Source organism: Kocuria rosea (assembly GCF_023715525.1).
Classification (GTDB): domain Bacteria; phylum Actinomycetota; class Actinomycetes; order Actinomycetales; family Micrococcaceae; genus Kocuria; species Kocuria rosea_A.
The window spans coordinates 100216-113564 of the sequence record NZ_JAMBOG010000010.1; the positions used below are offsets into that span (position 1 = coordinate 100216).

Below are 13349 nucleotides of genomic sequence, written 5' to 3' on the forward strand. Positions count from 1 at the left end.
GCTCCACCCGATCCTATGCGCCCGCCGGGACCGGCGGCCCGTCACGCGCAGCGCACCACCCGGATCCCGGTCGCGCTCGTGGCCGTGAGCAGCCGCCAGCGGCCGGTGTCGAGGGTGTGGACGAGCTCGAGGGTCAGCAGCTCGGCGCGGGGAGCGAGCTGGACCTGGACCCGCCACATCTGCTGGTCCACCGCCCCGACCCCGCGGTCCCGGGGCAGCCGCGCGTCCTCGGCCCACCAGGCGCGCCGCTCGTACCAGCGCACGGGCTCCTGCGCCACCCGGTAGCCCCGTCCGCGCCAGCGCACCGCCACCGGCACGCCCTGGGCGTCGCAGTCCACGTCCACGCTCTCCGTGAGAACTCCCACGGCGGCTCCTCTCTCCCTCGCTCGGCGCCCGCCCGGCGGCACGCCCTGGTCCCTGGAAGCTAGAACGCGTGTCCGACAGGCTAACGGCCTCGGGCGGTGACGGGGAACACCAGTTCTGCCGCCGGAGGGCCTCCCGGCCGCGCCACGGCATGTCGGGACCCTTCGCCGGGGTCATGGACAAGACCAGCGAAATGGATACGCTGAGACACCGGAGGACCGGTTCCCAGGTCCTCCCAGGCGCCCCTGTCCCTCGTCCCCCGCCGGAGCAGCCGGCGTCGACCCCACGGAGGTCTCCATGACCGGAACCATCACGCTGATCGCCCAGACCACGGAGAACCCGAAGGCCCACCCCGTGCCCACGCGCCCGGCCGCCCCGGAGGACGCCGAGGGACTCGCGCAGCTCTACTACTCCTCCTACGAGCAGGGCGGGGTCTCCAGCCTGGAGGAGGCGCGCGAGGTCATCAAGGGGGTGTTCGCAGGCGAGTACGGGCCCTTCCTGCCGGACGCCTCCCCCGTGGTGGTGGACGAGGACGGGACCATCGTGGCCGCGGCCCTGGTGCTGGCCCGACGTGTCGGCGACGACCTCCCCGACGCCCCCTACATCTTCGAGCTGTTCACCGCGGCCTCCCGCCGCCGCCAGGGCCTCGCCGAGCAGCTCGTGCGCTCGAGCATGGCGACGCTCTACAAGAACGGCTACGAGCAGGTCTGCCTGCGCATCGCCGAGGACAACGCGGCCGCGCTCGCGCTCTACCTCACGCTCGACTTCAACCGCTGGATCCCGGACGGCGACTACTACTGAGTCCCCCGCATCGGCCGGCGCCCCCGGCCGGCGCGCCTCAGAGGGCGAACTCCTCCCGGAGCGGCGGCTCGACGGCGACGTCGACGAACCGTGCCCAGCGCACGGTGACCGCCACGAGGCGGGTGCTGGGCTTGCCCACGGAGCCGGGGTGGCGGGCCTCCAGCAGCGCGGCCGCCGCCCGGGCGGCAGGGCCCTCCAGCAGCGCGGCGTCCCCCTCGAGCTGGACCTCCTGGCCCGTCCCGGAGACGACCACCAGGGAGACCCGCGGGTCCGCGCGGAGGTTGACGTGCTTGCGGCTGCGCCCATTGGTGCCGAAGACCAGCGTGCCGAAGGCCGGCGCGCCCGGGACCGGCTGCTCGTCCTCCGCCGCGGCGAGGTTGATCCACGCGGACTCCGGGCACCCGGTGCCGCTGTTGGTGGCCACGACCCCGCCGCCGTGGTCGCGGACGAAGGCCACGAGCCGGCGCAGGGGCTCCGGGGCGCTCAGAGCAGGCTCCGCTGCGGGACCACGAGCTCCGGGGAGTTGTTGCGCACGTTGCCGACCGCAGGGTCCACGGGGTCGAGCACCCAGCCGGCGGCGACCCGGTGCGCCTCGGCCCGGACCAGGTCCACGAGCTGCGGGGCCTCGTCCTCGCCCGGGCGCAGCCAGTCGTCCACGTGCTCGGGGGCCAGCGGGATCGGCATCCGGTCGTGCAGCTCGTGCAGCTCGCCCAGCACGGGGTGCTCGTCGGAGGGCTCGGGCGAGTCGGTGGTGAGGATCGAGCAGGACAGCAGCCAGGTGCTGCCGCCCCCGTCCCGGCCGGGCTGGAGGGCCTCCGAGTCCAGGGCCGTGCCCTCGGGCACCCGCCACCACTCGTAGATCCCGGCGAACCAGATCGTCTCGTCCGGGTCGGCCGGGTGGACGTAGTAGGGCTGCTTGCGCCCGCCCTTGCCCGGCCCGGGCTCCTTCTTCCACTCGTAGTAGCCGTTGGCCGGCACGGCGCACCGGCGGGCGCGCACGGCCTTGCGGAACGACGGCTTCTCTAGGACGGTCTCGGAGCGGGCGTTGAACATCCTCGCCCCGACCGCCGGGTCCTTGGCCCACCCCGGGATCAGGCCCCAGCGGGCGACGTGCAGCTCCCGGACCAGCTCGCCGTCGTCGCCCTCCCCGCCGGCGAGGCGCTCCAGGACGACGGGCACGTCGGTGGTGGGCGCGGTGTTGTAGTTGGCGCGCAGCCGGGCGTGGTCGGCGTCGCCGAGGCTCTCGTCGGGCACGGCCCCGGTGGCGGCCACGAGGTCCCCCACCGCCCGGGCGATGACGTAGCGTCCGCACATGATCTGCCTCCTGGTCTCCCGTGTGCTCTGCCCGGCGGCGGCCGGGCTCAGTCGCTCAGCGGCCCGTACCCCAGGTACTCCGAGTACATGCCGTACACCTTCCGGATCCCGCGCTCGACGTCGGCCACGGTGGTGCCCGGGCGCAGGTCGTCGACCGCGCCCGCGGTCGTGGGGTCCCACTCGAGGTCCAGGGCGGCGTAGACGTCGGTGAGCACCGAGCGGATGGGCTCGGAGTGCTCCACCACGAGCACCGTGCTGAAGTACCAGGCGCCCGCGACCACCCGCTGGGCGGTGCCCGCCAGCTTGACCTTCCGCGCCGGCGACGGCGCCGGGTGCGTCCCGTGCACGCTGTGCTCGCCCGGGCAGTACTCGCCGGGGAGCTGCCCGACGTCGGCGTCGACCTCGAGCTCCTCCAGCGCGGCCACGAGCATGTCGCCGAAGAGCCGGTAGCGGTCCTGGATCCCCGTGGCCGGGTCCTCGGCGGGCTCGACGTGGTCGACGACCAGGCACCCCCCGTGGTAGGCGGCCGCCCGCCCGCCGACCTTGCGGACCAGGGGTGTGAAGCCGCTCTCGCGGGCGGCGCGGGCCGCGTCCGGGAACCCGGGGCGCAGCTCGTCGCGGCGGCCGAAGGCGACCGTGGGGGCGGGCTCGTAGAGGCGCAGCACGGGTCCGGTGCGGCGGACGTCGGTGAGGAGGCTCATGGCGCTGTCGTAGTCCTGCTGGGCGCCCAGGGACTCGCGCTGGCGGATCAGTTTCATGCTGCCCTCAGTGTAGTGGGGGCCCGGGACGCGGTGATCCCGCGACGATCCCGCTCTCGTGGAACCACCGGCCCAGGTCCCGGGCGCTGACCTCGACCATCTCGTCCCAGCCGACCGCGGCCTCGTCGGCGGCGTCGGAGACGTGCTTGACCATCCGCAGCCGCACGCCCAGGTGGCGGCAGGCCACGGCGATCGCGTAGCCCTCCATGTCCACCAGGTCGGCGCGGGCGGCCAGCGCGTCCCGGACGGGCCCGCCGGCCACGAAGGAGTCGCCGGTGGCCAGGACGGGGCCGTCCCCGCCGAGCTCGACGACGTTGTCGATTGTGAACCCCGCCGCGCGCAGCAGCTCCTCGTCCACGTCCCGGTTGAGGATCCGGGACGGCTCGTGCACCCCGTTCAGGCCGTCCTTGAGGGCGCCGGCGCTGCCGATGTTGAGCACCAGCAGCTCGTGGCGGAGGGCCGGGTCCGGGCAGCGGCTCAGGATCGCCTCGGTGGCGCGCACCGCGGCGGCCGACATCCCCACGCCGGTGAGGACCAGGTCGATGTCGGAGGGGAAGTACTTCGTCTCCAGGGGGTGGGCGGCGAGCACGAGCAGTCGTTCCATCGGACCCAGTCTAGTCGCCCGCCTGCCGCCCTGCGCCGAGTCCCCGGGCCGGTCGCAGTTCCCCACGATGGATCCTGGGGACTCGGCGCCGCCCTGGGGACTCGGCGGTGAGAGCCCCGAGCGGCCGGGGCCCGGCCACCGGGGCGGGGTCAGCGGGAGAACAGACCCGCCAGGAGCCGGTCGGAGGCGTCCTGCGCCTCGGGATCGGCCGCGCCGCCGGTGACGAGGAGCTCGTCGGCCCCGGTGGCGGCCAGCAGCCGCTCCAGCGCGCCGGCCACCGCGGCGGGCGTGCCGTGCACCGAGGTGGCGAGCGAGTCCTCGACGAGGCCGCGCTCGCGGTCCGGGAGCGCGGCGAGCTCCGCGGCGCCGAAGGGCTCCAGCGGCGGGAACTCACCCCGCGTGCGGGAGAGCGCCAGCGCGCGGGCCTCGGGCAGCAGCAGCGCCCGGGCGGCGCCGGGCGTGTCCGCGACGGCCACGTTGGCCGAGACCACGACGTAGGGCTCCGGCCACCACCGCGACGGGCGGAAGGCCGCCCGGTAGCGCTCGAGCGCGGCGCGGCCGCCGCGGGACCCGTCGCGGAACACCGCGGGGCCGCCGAGCACGACGGCGAGGCCGGCCCGCGCCGCGACGTCCACCCCGGAGCCGGTGGCGAGCACGAAGACCGGGGTGACGGCGCGGTCCTGCGGTCGGGCCGTGATCGGGGCGTCGCCGGCGAGGAAGGCCAGCAGCTCCGCCAGGTCGGCCTCGAACCGCTCCGCGGCCTCCTTGTCGGCGCGCAGCGCGCTCCGGACGGCGGACGTGAACCCGAGGGAGCGTCCCACGCCGAGGTCCACGCGCCCGGGGTGCAGCGCCTCGAGGGTGGCGGCCTGCTCGGCGACCACCAGGGGCTGGTGGTTGGGGAGCATCATCCCGCCCGAGCCGACGCGGATCGTGCGGGTGCGGGCGGCCACCGCGGCCATCAGCACCGCCGGCGCGGAACCGGCGATGCCGGGCACGCCGTGGTGCTCGGCCACCCAGAACCGGTGGTAGCCGAGGGCCTCCGCCCGCGCCGCGCGCTCGAGCACGCGGCGCAGGGCGTCCGTCTCCGAGGATCCGTGGCGGGAGTTGGCGCGGTCGAGGAGGGACAGACGGACGTCGGGAAGGGCCATGGTCCGCACAACCGGGGCGGCGGCGGGAGCATTCCACCGCCACGGGCGCCCCGGTGCAGTGCGGCTAGCGCCGGGCCCGGACCTGGATCCGCCCGTCCTGGACGCGGGTCTCGTAGCCGGGCTGCGAGACGGTCGCCGGCCCCCGCACGACGGCGCCGTCCGCGAGCCGGAAGGTGCTGCCGTGCCAGGGACAGGTGACGCAGCCGCCGTCGATCGTCCCCTGCCCCAGCGGGCCGCCCATGTGGTTGCAGACGCTGTCCAGGGCCTCGATCCGGGTGGCGTCGCGGACGAGCAGCACCGAGACGCTGCCGGTGAGCACCACCCGGTGGCCGCCGGCGGCCAGGTCGGCGTCGGCCAGGACGTCGGTCCACTGCCGCGGACCCCGCCGCCAGGCGGTGCGGTTGACGTTGACGCCCCGCACGAAGACCAGGTGGCCGCCCAGGTAGCCCCCGCCCATGACGCAGCCGTAGCCGGCCAGGGCCAGCGCCTTGCCGGCGCCGCGCCGGCCGCGGGCCCGGGCGATGAGGGAGGCGGCGTAGAGGCTGAGGGCGGCGCTGTTGGCGGTGGCGTGCACCAGCCCGGTGCGCCGGTCGGCGCCCTGGGTGTCGGACCAGTCGTTGAGCCCGGCCACGGCGGTGGGCACGGCGGCGGCCGCCCCGGCACCCACGAGCAGGTCCGCGGCGCGGGCCGCACCGGGGCCTCCGGCCACGTCCAGCATCGCCGCCATGGTCCACGCGCCGATCGGGATGTCGGTGAGGAGGGGGTGCAGCGGATGCCCGATCACCGTCCCGCTCAGGACGTTGCGCACCGGAGCCGGACGCACCGCACGGCCCACGGCCCGGGCCAGGGGCTCGGCCACCTGGTCCAGCGCCTTCCACGTCTCCACGCGGGCCACCAGGTCCTCGAGCAGTTTCACGACCGCCTCCTCCGCGCCGGGACCGGCCCCCGCCAGGGGCTCGGCCACCGCCTCCAGGACCGTCCAGTCTCCCACCGCCGTGCGCGGCAGGACAAGGACGCCCCGGTGTGTGAAGGCTGCGTCCCGGCCTCAGTCCGCGCGGGCCAGGGCCTCCTCGGCGGCGACCCAGCCGAGCATCGCGCACTTGACCCGGGCCACGAACCGGGACACCCCGGCGAAGGCGGCGGCGTCCCCGAGGACCTCCTCGTCGGGGGCCACCGAGCCGCGGGAGCGCAGCAGCACCCGGAAGGCCTCGATGAGCTCCTCCACCTCCGGGCGCGTCAGGCCCGGGGCCGTCTCGGCCAGCACCGAGGCCGCGGCCATGGAGATGGAGCAGCCCTGGCCCTCCCAGCTGATCCGCTCGACCACCGGCTCCGCCCCCGGCGCCGCGGGGGCCAGCTCCACCCGCACGGTGATCTCGTCCCCGCAGGTGGGGTTGTACTGGTGGGACTCCCCCGCCCCGTGGCCCGGGGCGGGGTCGGTGAGGCCCTCCCCGGCCCGGCGCCTGGCGTGGTCGAGGATGACCTCCTGGTAGAGCCCGTCGAGCCCGCTCACCGGGCACCCCCGAGACGGAAGTAGGCCCGGACCCCGGCGAGCTCGGCCAGGAACCGCTCCACGTCCTCCGTGGTGTTGTACAGGTAGGCGCTGGCCCGGGTGGTCGCGGTCAGCCCCAGGGCCCGGTGCAGGGGCTGGGCGCAGTGGTGGCCCACCCGCACCGCCACCCCGGCCACGTCCAGCACCTGGCCCACGTCGTGGGCGTGCACGCCCTCGACGTCGACCGCGGCCAGGCCCACCCGGTCCTTCCCGGGCGGCGGGCCGACCAGCCGCACCCCCTCGATCCCGGCCACGCCCTCGGCCAGACGCTGGCCCAGGGCGTGCTCGTGGGCGGCGATCCGCTCCATCCCCACCTCCTGCAGATACGTCACGGCCGCGGCCAGGCCCACGGCCTGGCTGATCCGCTGGGTGCCGGCCTCGAACCGGGTCGGGGCCGGCAGGTAGTCGGCGCCCTCCATGGTGACCCGGGTGATCATGGAGCCGCCGGTGAGGAACGGCGGCATCGCCGCGAGCATCTCCGCCCTCCCGTACAGCGCCCCGATGCCGGTGGGCCCGCACATCTTGTGCCCGGAGAACACCGCGAAGTCCACCCCCAGCCCCGGGAGGTCCACCGGCAGGTGCGGCACCGACTGGCAGGCGTCCAGCACCGTCAGCGCCCCCACGCGCACGGCCGCCCCCACCAGGGCCGCCACGTCGGTGAGCGCCCCGGTGACGTTGGAGACGTGGGAGAACGCCACCACCTTCGTGCGCTCCCCGATCACCTCGGCCGCGGCCGCGTAGTCGAGCAGGCCCGCCTCGTCGACGGGGATCCAGCGCAGTCTCGCCCCGGTGCGCGCGGCCAGCTCCTGCCACGGGATGAGGTTGGCGTGGTGCTCGGCCTCGGTGGTGACGATCTCATCGCCCGGGCCCAGGCGGAACCGGGCCGCGTCCGCACCGCCGCGCCCGGCGGTGGCGTTGGAGAACGCGTAGGTGATCAGGTTGATCGCCTCGGTGGCGTTGGAGGTCCACACCAGCTCTGTCTCGCCCGCGCCGACGAACCCGGCCACGACCCGCCGGGCCTCCTCGTAGGCGTCGGTGGCCTCCACCGCCAGGGAGTGCGCCCCGCGGTGGACGGCGGCGTTGCGGTGCAGGTAGAACTCCCGCTCCGCGTCGAGCACCGCCAGCGGCTTCTGCGAGGTCGCCCCCGAGTCCAGGTACACCAGCGGCACACCCCCCACGCTGGTGGTGCTCAGCAGCGGGAAGTCCTCCCGCAGCGCACGAACCTCGGCATCGGTCAGGGGCGGGGCGGTCAGCGACGGCACGGTGAAGTTCCTTTCGGGGGTGGACGACGATTCTATGCCGCGGACGGCCGCGGCGTCCCCGCCCCGGGCTTCCCGGTCCCCCGCGGATCTCGGCGTGCAACACAGCACGCGGACCACGACACATTGCTTTGCGAATGGGAACAACATGGTAGTTCTCTACCAGGACGTCCGGTCGGTGGGGCCGGGCGCCGGGGGGAGCAGGAACTGGGAAGCATGGAGCACTCGAGCGCCGGGCGGCCGGACGCGGAGCCGTCGCGCGGGGGCGGCGGCAGGACCGGCGAGCTCGCAGCGCCGGCGAGCACCCAGGGCGGGCGGCCGCTGCGGCGGGTCGCCCACGGGGCACGGCGGTTCCGGACGCAGGCACGGCACGCCCCGCGCACCCGGCGTCGCCGCCCCCCGCGTGCGGCGGGCCACCACGCCGGGCCGCCGTCGCGGGGTCCGGCCTGGCGGGCGGCGCCCGCCTTCTGCCTCGTGCTGGTGGTGGTGCTGCACCTCGCCTCCGCGCTCGCCGACCGGGCGCTGCTGCCCGTCGCCCTCCCGCACCTGCCGGGCGCGGCGGCACCCCCGCGCGGGGTCGAGGCCTCCGACAGGCCCCTGGGCACTCCCCCGGCCGTCACCCCGTCGGAGCGCTACCGGCTGCACCCGTCCCCCGATCCGGACCAGGCGGTGGTGGCGTACGACCCCTGCCGGCCGGTGCACTACGTCGTCCGGCCCGACCACGCACCGGAGGGCTCGGAGGAGCTCGTCGCGCAGGCCGTGACGGAGGTGTCCGCGGCGACGGGGCTGCGCTTCGTCCACGACGGACCCACCACGGAGGCACCGGGCGACCGGCGGGACACCTATCAGCCGGGCCGCTACGGCAAGCGGTGGGCGCCCGTGCTCATCGCCTGGTCGGAGCCCGGCGAGAACCCCGGCCTGGCCGGCGACGTCGTGGGGCTGGGCGGAAGCTCGTACGCGAAGGCACCCGGCGGAGCGCTCGTCTACGTCGCGGGCCAGGTGACGCTCGACGCGCCCGACATGGCGAAGATGCTGCAGCACCCCGGCGGCACCGCGCAGGTCCGCGCGATCATCATGCACGAGCTGGGGCACGTGGTCGGGCTGGACCACGTCGACGACCCCACCCAGCTCATGCACGCCGACAACGTGGGGGTGACCGGCTTCGCCGACGGCGACCGGGCCGGGCTCGCGCGGCTCGGGGCGGGGGCGTGCGTGCCGCAGCTGTGAGACCGCGCCGGGGATCCCTCCCGTCGCCCGGCCGGGCCGCTTAGGATCAGCACACCGCCGCACCACGTGCGCCGGCGCGGCCACCACGACGAGGAGCACGATGAGCGACCCCGAGGCCTTCTTCCTGGACAAGTCCGACCCCGGTACCTGGCAGGCCCTGAACGAGGTGGCCCGGGCCGTCCGTGCCGCCGCCGAGGACGCCGGGATCTCCCGGGCCGTGACGGAACTGGTGGGCGTGCGGATCTCGCAGCTCAACGGGTGCGCCTACTGCCTGGACCTGCACACCCGTCTGGCCGTCAAGGCGGGGGCCAGCCACCAGCAGCTGGCCGTGCTGCCCGCCTGGCGCGAGGCCGCGGTGTTCTCCGACCTGGAGCGGGCCGGGCTCGCCATCGGCGAGGCCGCCACCGTCCTGCCCCAGGACGAGTCCCGGCTCACGGAGCTCGCGGCGGCGCGGGCGGCGCTGACCGACGCGCAGTACTCCGCGCTGCAGTGGGCGGCGGTCGCGATGAACGCCTTCAACCGCGTGTCGATCCTCAGCCGCCACCCCGTCCGGCCCCGCGGCTGACCTGCTCCGCCGGATGCGCCCGCTCCGGAGGACCGGTCGGGGCGGGCGGGGCGCCGCGCCCGGTGTGCGAGGGTGGGGTCCATGGAACGCCGCCCGCTGCACGACCGCCGCCTGACCTATCCCGAGGTCGGGGCCACGGCCGGTGCGCTGCCGCCCGGCTACCACCACCTGGTGCGGCACCGGACGGTGGGCACGGGCGAGGCGGCCTTCCGCACCGCGGCCGACCGGCTGATGACCTGGGACCTGCACCGCCGCGCCGGCATCGGCGTCGACCCGGGCACCCCGCCGGCCGCGGACGGCACGCGGGTGCTGCTGCGGCTGGGCCGGGGACCGTTGAGGATCACGGCCGCGTGCCAGGTTGTCCACGTCCTCGACGAGCCCCGCCGGCGGGGCTTCGCCTACGGCACGCTGGACGGCCACCCCGAACGGGGCGAGGAGCGCTTCTGCCTCGAGTGGCACGACGACGACGCCGTGGTGCTCATCCTCACCGCGTTCTCCCGCCCGGCCGCCTGGTGGGCCCGCGCCGCCGCGCCGCTCGCCCGGCGGGTCTAGGACCGCGTCACGCAACGCTATCTGCACGCGCTCTGACCGGCGAGCGCCGGGCCGGCAGCACTTCCCCGGCAGGCCTCCTGCCCGGTCAGATCCCGGTGCAGCTGGCCTTCCGGCCGGTCAGGCTGTCGTTCAGGACCAGGGTGGCGCCGGCGGGGGCCGCCGGCGCCCCAGCGCCCGCTCGGCCTCCGGGCGGGCGCCTCGGTGTCCAGGGCGCTCCCGGTCTTCCCCGGTGCTCACCGGCGCCCGCCGTGGTGCGGCACCGGGTCCGCCGCGCACCCCGTGGGGGCCGGCCTAGGCGTACACGATGACCAGGTCCGCGCGTGCCAGGGAGGCCTCGACGAGCTCGGCGTTGCGCTGGTCGGAGCCCAGCGCCCGGCGACGTGCCGTGGCGGGGTCGTCCTTGAACCGGACGTGCCGCGCGATCAGCCGTTCCAGCCGCGTCGCCTCCGGGACCTCCACGTACCAGGCCTCGTCCAGCAGGGGCCGCACCGCCGACCAGGGCGGGGTGTCGAGCAGGAGGTAGTTGCCCTCGGTGACGACCACGCGGACCGCGGGGTCCACCTCGACGGCGGCGGCGACGGGGTCGTCGAGCTCCCGGCGGAACTCCGGGGCGTAGACGGTCTCCCCGTCGGCGCGCCTGAGGCGCTCCAGCAGGGCGAGGTAGCCGGGGGCGTCGAACGTGTCAGGGGCGCCCTTGCTCCCGGCCCGCCCCCGGCGCTCGATCGTCGTCTGCGCCAGGTGGTAGCCGTCCATGGGCACGAGGGCGACCTGTCCGGGAAGGTGCCGTTGCGCCTCGTCCGCCACCGCCTGGGCGACCGTGGACTTGCCGGCGCCCGGGGCTCCGGCGATCCCGATGAGGACGCGCTCCCGCCCCTCCAGCAGAGCCGCGATCCGCGGCCACAGCCGCCGGCCGGCCGCGCCCTCCCCCCAGTGGACCGGCGGAGGGCCGGGCACCGGGTCCTGAGACACCATGGTCGTGCTCGTCTCCGTCCTGTGCCGCTCCGCGACCGTTCCCGGGCACGATGATAGCGGCCGGGGCGGGCAGGGGCGTGCCGTCGCGCGTGGACCACCTCGGCGTGGAGGTCCAGAGCACCGACCTCGTGGACACGGCCGCGCAGCGCCTGGCCGGCGCCGGGCGGGTCCCCGGCCCCGGCGCCGGGCCGTGGGAGGTCTGCACCGCCACGGCCGACGCCCGCCGCGCAGCGCCCCGCCGGCTGAGCCGCGAGCCGGCCTCCGGGACGTCCCGGGGACCGGGCCGTCGGCCCCGGGGAGAACGGCCGACGGCCCTACCCGTCGGTTACGGAAATACGCGGTGGCTACGCGAGAGAATCCTTGCCGGTCGGGGCGCCGCTTCCCTACCGTGGGGACGGGCCGAAGGACGGCCTGAGGTTCTCAGCATGCGATGAAGGATGCTCCCTATGGACCACAAGCTCTCCGTGCTCGTCCAGGTCGATCTCCACGGCGCCTACGTGCGCCTGGTCGTCACCGGGTGCCTCACCGAGGCCAACCAGCACGCCCTGCACCCGGTGGTGGCCCGGGCCCGGACCCTGATCCCCCCGGTGACGGTCACCGTCGACCTCACCTGCGCCGACCACGTGGAGGCCGGCGCGGTGGACCTGCTGCGCTGGGCCGTCGACCACGACGAGGCGGCCCCTGCCGCCGGCCCGGTGGAGGTGGTCCTGCCCGCCGAGCTGCCCGAGCACCGGCCCGTGGCCGCCCTGGGATCGCGCTTCCACCCCGGACCGGCCCTGCGGAGATCGGCCTGAGCCGCCTCGATCGGGCCTCGCGGCCGGAGGGCTGCGCTCGAGCCCGCTGACCGGCCCGCCCAGCTCATGGGCGGGCCGGTCGGCGCGCTCCGCTCGGGCCGTTGCCGGGCAGCGAGGCCTGCACCCTCCGGGGTCCGCCGAACAGGCTGCGCACCCCGGAGGAGTACAGCACCGATTCGGGCGGTCCCCCGACGCCGAGGCCGGCCGCCGCCAGCAGCCCGTCGTCGAGGTGGGTCAGGGCGGCGGGGTGCAGCGGCCACGGCCGGTGGGAGACGGGCAGGAGGACCGTGCCCCCGGGACCCCGGGTGTGCATCCCGAACCGTGCGGTGAGCAGGAGGGACAGCTCGTCGTCGGCCTGCGCGGTGCGGTCGGGGCGGACCGCGAACGTCGTGCCGGTCCGCCCGCCGCGGCGTGCCACCTCGTAGCCGTAGCAGGGCGCGGGCCCGTCCGTGGCGGTGGCCCGGCACCGGGACCACACGTAGGGGATGCCGCAGGCCCGGGCCGCCAGCACGACGGGGAGCCGGGAGGCGTCCAGGGACAGGAACACCACCCCGCGTGAGCCGTCCGCCGCCCGCGAGTACAGGCGCACGTTAACCTCGGCGAAGGACCCGAGCCAGGGCATCGGCAGGACCGCCCCGAGCCGCACCTTCTGCATGCGGAACCCGACCAGCCCCACCCAGGCGGAGCCGTGGAAGACATCGGGCTCCACGCCGGGCGGCAGGTGCGGGGCGGTCACGGACGCGGGCACGCGCCAGTGCAGGAAGACCGCGTCGGACCACGACTGCTCCATGAGGTACGGCCGGGGCAGCACCGGCCCGGCCGGCCACGGATCGCCGTCCCCGGACCGATGCCCCTCCATGGCGCCAACCTAGCAATCGGCGCGGACGGCGGGCCAGGCGCCGGACAGGAGAAAAGCCGGGAGGGCCCCGGCTCTTCCCTTGAGGTGGTATGCCTTTCCCCCTCCCCCCGAGCATCTCCCCGCGCGCCCGCCGAGGCCAGAGGGCCGCGGCGTGTGTGTCGATCTGTGTCGGGATCCTCTGGCTGCGAGCCGGGCGGACGCCGGCCCGCGGCCTCGGGTCCTCCGGGGCACCGCTCCGGACGCCGGCACCGCGTTCCCCGCAGCTCCCCGACCCCGCAAGGACCTCCCGTGCTCCGCCACGCCTCCCTCACCGCCGCGCCCCTCGCATCCGGCCGGCTCCTGGCCGGATGCGCCGACGGCTCCCCGGAGACCGGCACCGGGGCGGCCGAGTGGTACCTGGAGCAGATGACCGAGCACCACGAGGGGGCCATCGACATGGCCCGGGACGAGGGGGAGGCCGGCCAGAACCCCCAGGCCGTCGAGATGGCCCGCAGCATCGCCGAGGACCGGCAGGCGCAGACCCAGGAGATGGACCGCCTGGCGCAGGAGCTGCCGGACCAGCCCTGGTCCTCGGGCACCGCCCC

General features: G+C 76.0%; 16 protein-coding genes and 1 pseudogene. 6 read left to right on the plus strand and 11 right to left on the minus strand.

The window, feature by feature from the left end; translation table 11 throughout:
* Positions 1 to 41: 41 nt before the first annotated feature.
* Positions 42 to 365: a DUF6504 family protein gene (locus M3185_RS09205; RefSeq protein ID WP_251333372.1), complete on the minus strand. Its 324-nt coding sequence runs from the start codon at positions 363 to 365 to the stop codon at positions 42 to 44.
* 295 nt (positions 366 to 660) lie between these two features.
* Between M3185_RS09205 and M3185_RS09210 the strand changes: the two genes are divergently transcribed.
* Positions 661 to 1164: a GNAT family N-acetyltransferase gene (locus M3185_RS09210; RefSeq protein WP_251333373.1), complete on the plus strand. Its 504-nt coding sequence runs from the start codon at positions 661 to 663 to the stop codon at positions 1162 to 1164.
* A gap of 37 nt (positions 1165 to 1201) precedes the next feature.
* Here the strand turns inward: M3185_RS09210 and M3185_RS09215 are convergent, their stop codons facing one another.
* The 8 genes from M3185_RS09215 to M3185_RS09250 form a co-directional block, all read right to left on the minus strand.
* Positions 1202 to 1621, minus strand: a complete 420-nt coding sequence (locus M3185_RS09215; protein WP_251333374.1) for a pyridoxamine 5'-phosphate oxidase family protein — start codon at positions 1619 to 1621, stop codon at positions 1202 to 1204.
* A 26-nt stretch (positions 1622 to 1647) separates the two neighbouring features.
* Positions 1648 to 2478, minus strand: coding sequence for an SOS response-associated peptidase (locus M3185_RS09220; protein WP_251333375.1), 831 nt, complete (start codon positions 2476 to 2478; stop codon positions 1648 to 1650).
* A 47-nt stretch (positions 2479 to 2525) separates the two neighbouring features.
* Entirely contained in the window at positions 2526 to 3236 is a 711-nt protein-coding gene (locus tag M3185_RS09225) for a lipoate--protein ligase family protein (RefSeq protein ID WP_251333376.1), read from the minus strand.
* Positions 3237 to 3243: 7 nt separating this feature from the next.
* The gene (locus M3185_RS09230) at positions 3244 to 3840 is read right to left on the minus strand and encodes a nucleosidase (RefSeq protein WP_251333377.1); all 597 of its coding nucleotides are present in this window, start codon (positions 3838 to 3840) and stop codon (positions 3244 to 3246) included.
* A gap of 149 nt (positions 3841 to 3989) precedes the next feature.
* On the minus strand, positions 3990 to 4988 hold the full coding sequence (locus M3185_RS09235; RefSeq protein WP_251333378.1) for an MsnO8 family LLM class oxidoreductase: 999 nt from the start codon (positions 4986 to 4988) through the stop codon (positions 3990 to 3992).
* A 64-nt stretch (positions 4989 to 5052) separates the two neighbouring features.
* Positions 5053 to 5904, minus strand: a complete 852-nt coding sequence (locus M3185_RS09240) for a Rieske 2Fe-2S domain-containing protein (RefSeq protein ID WP_251333379.1) — start codon at positions 5902 to 5904, stop codon at positions 5053 to 5055.
* A 129-nt stretch (positions 5905 to 6033) separates the two neighbouring features.
* Positions 6034 to 6498 (minus strand): Fe-S cluster assembly sulfur transfer protein SufU, encoded by a 465-nt coding sequence (sufU, locus tag M3185_RS09245; protein ID WP_251333380.1) that lies wholly within the window; start codon positions 6496 to 6498, stop codon positions 6034 to 6036.
* Positions 6495 to 7799 carry a SufS family cysteine desulfurase gene (locus M3185_RS09250; protein WP_374238488.1) on the minus strand — a complete coding sequence of 435 codons (1305 nt, stop codon included), beginning with the start codon at positions 7797 to 7799 and terminating at the stop codon, positions 6495 to 6497. The genes sufU and M3185_RS09250 overlap by 4 nt, the downstream gene beginning before the upstream one ends.
* Before the next feature lie 213 nt (positions 7800 to 8012).
* On the opposite strand from M3185_RS09250, the gene M3185_RS09255 reads away from it, so the two are divergent.
* From M3185_RS09255 to M3185_RS09265, 3 genes are all read left to right on the plus strand, one after another.
* Positions 8013 to 9023, plus strand: coding sequence for a matrixin family metalloprotease (locus M3185_RS09255; RefSeq protein ID WP_251333381.1), 1011 nt, complete (start codon positions 8013 to 8015; stop codon positions 9021 to 9023).
* A 100-nt stretch (positions 9024 to 9123) separates the two neighbouring features.
* Positions 9124 to 9588 (plus strand): carboxymuconolactone decarboxylase family protein, encoded by a 465-nt coding sequence (locus M3185_RS09260; RefSeq protein ID WP_251333382.1) that lies wholly within the window; start codon positions 9124 to 9126, stop codon positions 9586 to 9588.
* A gap of 81 nt (positions 9589 to 9669) precedes the next feature.
* A complete protein-coding gene (locus M3185_RS09265; RefSeq protein ID WP_251333383.1) occupies positions 9670 to 10140 on the plus strand; it encodes a DUF1990 family protein in 471 nt (156 codons plus the stop codon).
* A gap of 291 nt (positions 10141 to 10431) precedes the next feature.
* On the opposite strand, the gene M3185_RS09270 is transcribed toward M3185_RS09265, so the two are convergent.
* Positions 10432 to 11112: a nucleoside/nucleotide kinase family protein gene (locus tag M3185_RS09270; RefSeq protein WP_251333384.1), complete on the minus strand. Its 681-nt coding sequence runs from the start codon at positions 11110 to 11112 to the stop codon at positions 10432 to 10434.
* Positions 11113 to 11558: 446 nt separating this feature from the next.
* On the opposite strand from M3185_RS09270, the gene M3185_RS09275 reads away from it, so the two are divergent.
* The gene (locus M3185_RS09275; RefSeq protein ID WP_251333385.1) at positions 11559 to 11906 is read left to right on the plus strand and encodes a hypothetical protein; all 348 of its coding nucleotides are present in this window, start codon (positions 11559 to 11561) and stop codon (positions 11904 to 11906) included.
* Positions 11907 to 11970: 64 nt separating this feature from the next.
* Here M3185_RS09275 and M3185_RS09280 read toward each other — a convergent pair whose 3' ends face one another.
* Positions 11971 to 12765 (minus strand): YqjF family protein, encoded by a 795-nt coding sequence (locus M3185_RS09280; RefSeq protein WP_251333386.1) that lies wholly within the window; start codon positions 12763 to 12765, stop codon positions 11971 to 11973.
* A 405-nt stretch (positions 12766 to 13170) separates the two neighbouring features.
* Here M3185_RS09280 and M3185_RS17530 point away from each other — a divergent pair.
* A pseudogene (locus M3185_RS17530) lies at positions 13171 to 13245 on the plus strand (DUF305 domain-containing protein); the annotation flags it as partial.
* Positions 13246 to 13349: the final 104 nt, after the last annotated feature.

Bases quoted from the DNA above. Each gene is read 5' to 3' on its own strand.
- M3185_RS09210 (WP_251333373.1), top strand. From the start codon at position 661: ATGACCGGAACCATCACGCTGATCGCCCAGACCACGGAGAACCCGAAG.
- M3185_RS09220 (WP_251333375.1), bottom strand. From the start codon at position 2,478: ATGTGCGGACGCTACGTCATCGCCCGGGCGGTGGGGGACCTCGTGGCC.
- M3185_RS09225 (WP_251333376.1), bottom strand. From the start codon at position 3,236: ATGAAACTGATCCGCCAGCGCGAGTCCCTGGGCGCCCAGCAGGACTAC.
- M3185_RS09230 (WP_251333377.1), bottom strand. From the start codon at position 3,840: ATGGAACGACTGCTCGTGCTCGCCGCCCACCCCCTGGAGACGAAGTAC.
- M3185_RS09235 (WP_251333378.1), bottom strand. From the start codon at position 4,988: ATGGCCCTTCCCGACGTCCGTCTGTCCCTCCTCGACCGCGCCAACTCC.
- M3185_RS09255 (WP_251333381.1), top strand. From the start codon at position 8,013: ATGGAGCACTCGAGCGCCGGGCGGCCGGACGCGGAGCCGTCGCGCGGG.
- M3185_RS09260 (WP_251333382.1), top strand. From the start codon at position 9,124: ATGAGCGACCCCGAGGCCTTCTTCCTGGACAAGTCCGACCCCGGTACC.
- M3185_RS09265 (WP_251333383.1), top strand. From the start codon at position 9,670: ATGGAACGCCGCCCGCTGCACGACCGCCGCCTGACCTATCCCGAGGTC.
- M3185_RS09270 (WP_251333384.1), bottom strand. From the start codon at position 11,112: ATGGTGTCTCAGGACCCGGTGCCCGGCCCTCCGCCGGTCCACTGGGGG.
- M3185_RS09275 (WP_251333385.1), top strand. From the start codon at position 11,559: ATGGACCACAAGCTCTCCGTGCTCGTCCAGGTCGATCTCCACGGCGCC.
- M3185_RS09280 (WP_251333386.1), bottom strand. From the start codon at position 12,765: ATGGAGGGGCATCGGTCCGGGGACGGCGATCCGTGGCCGGCCGGGCCG.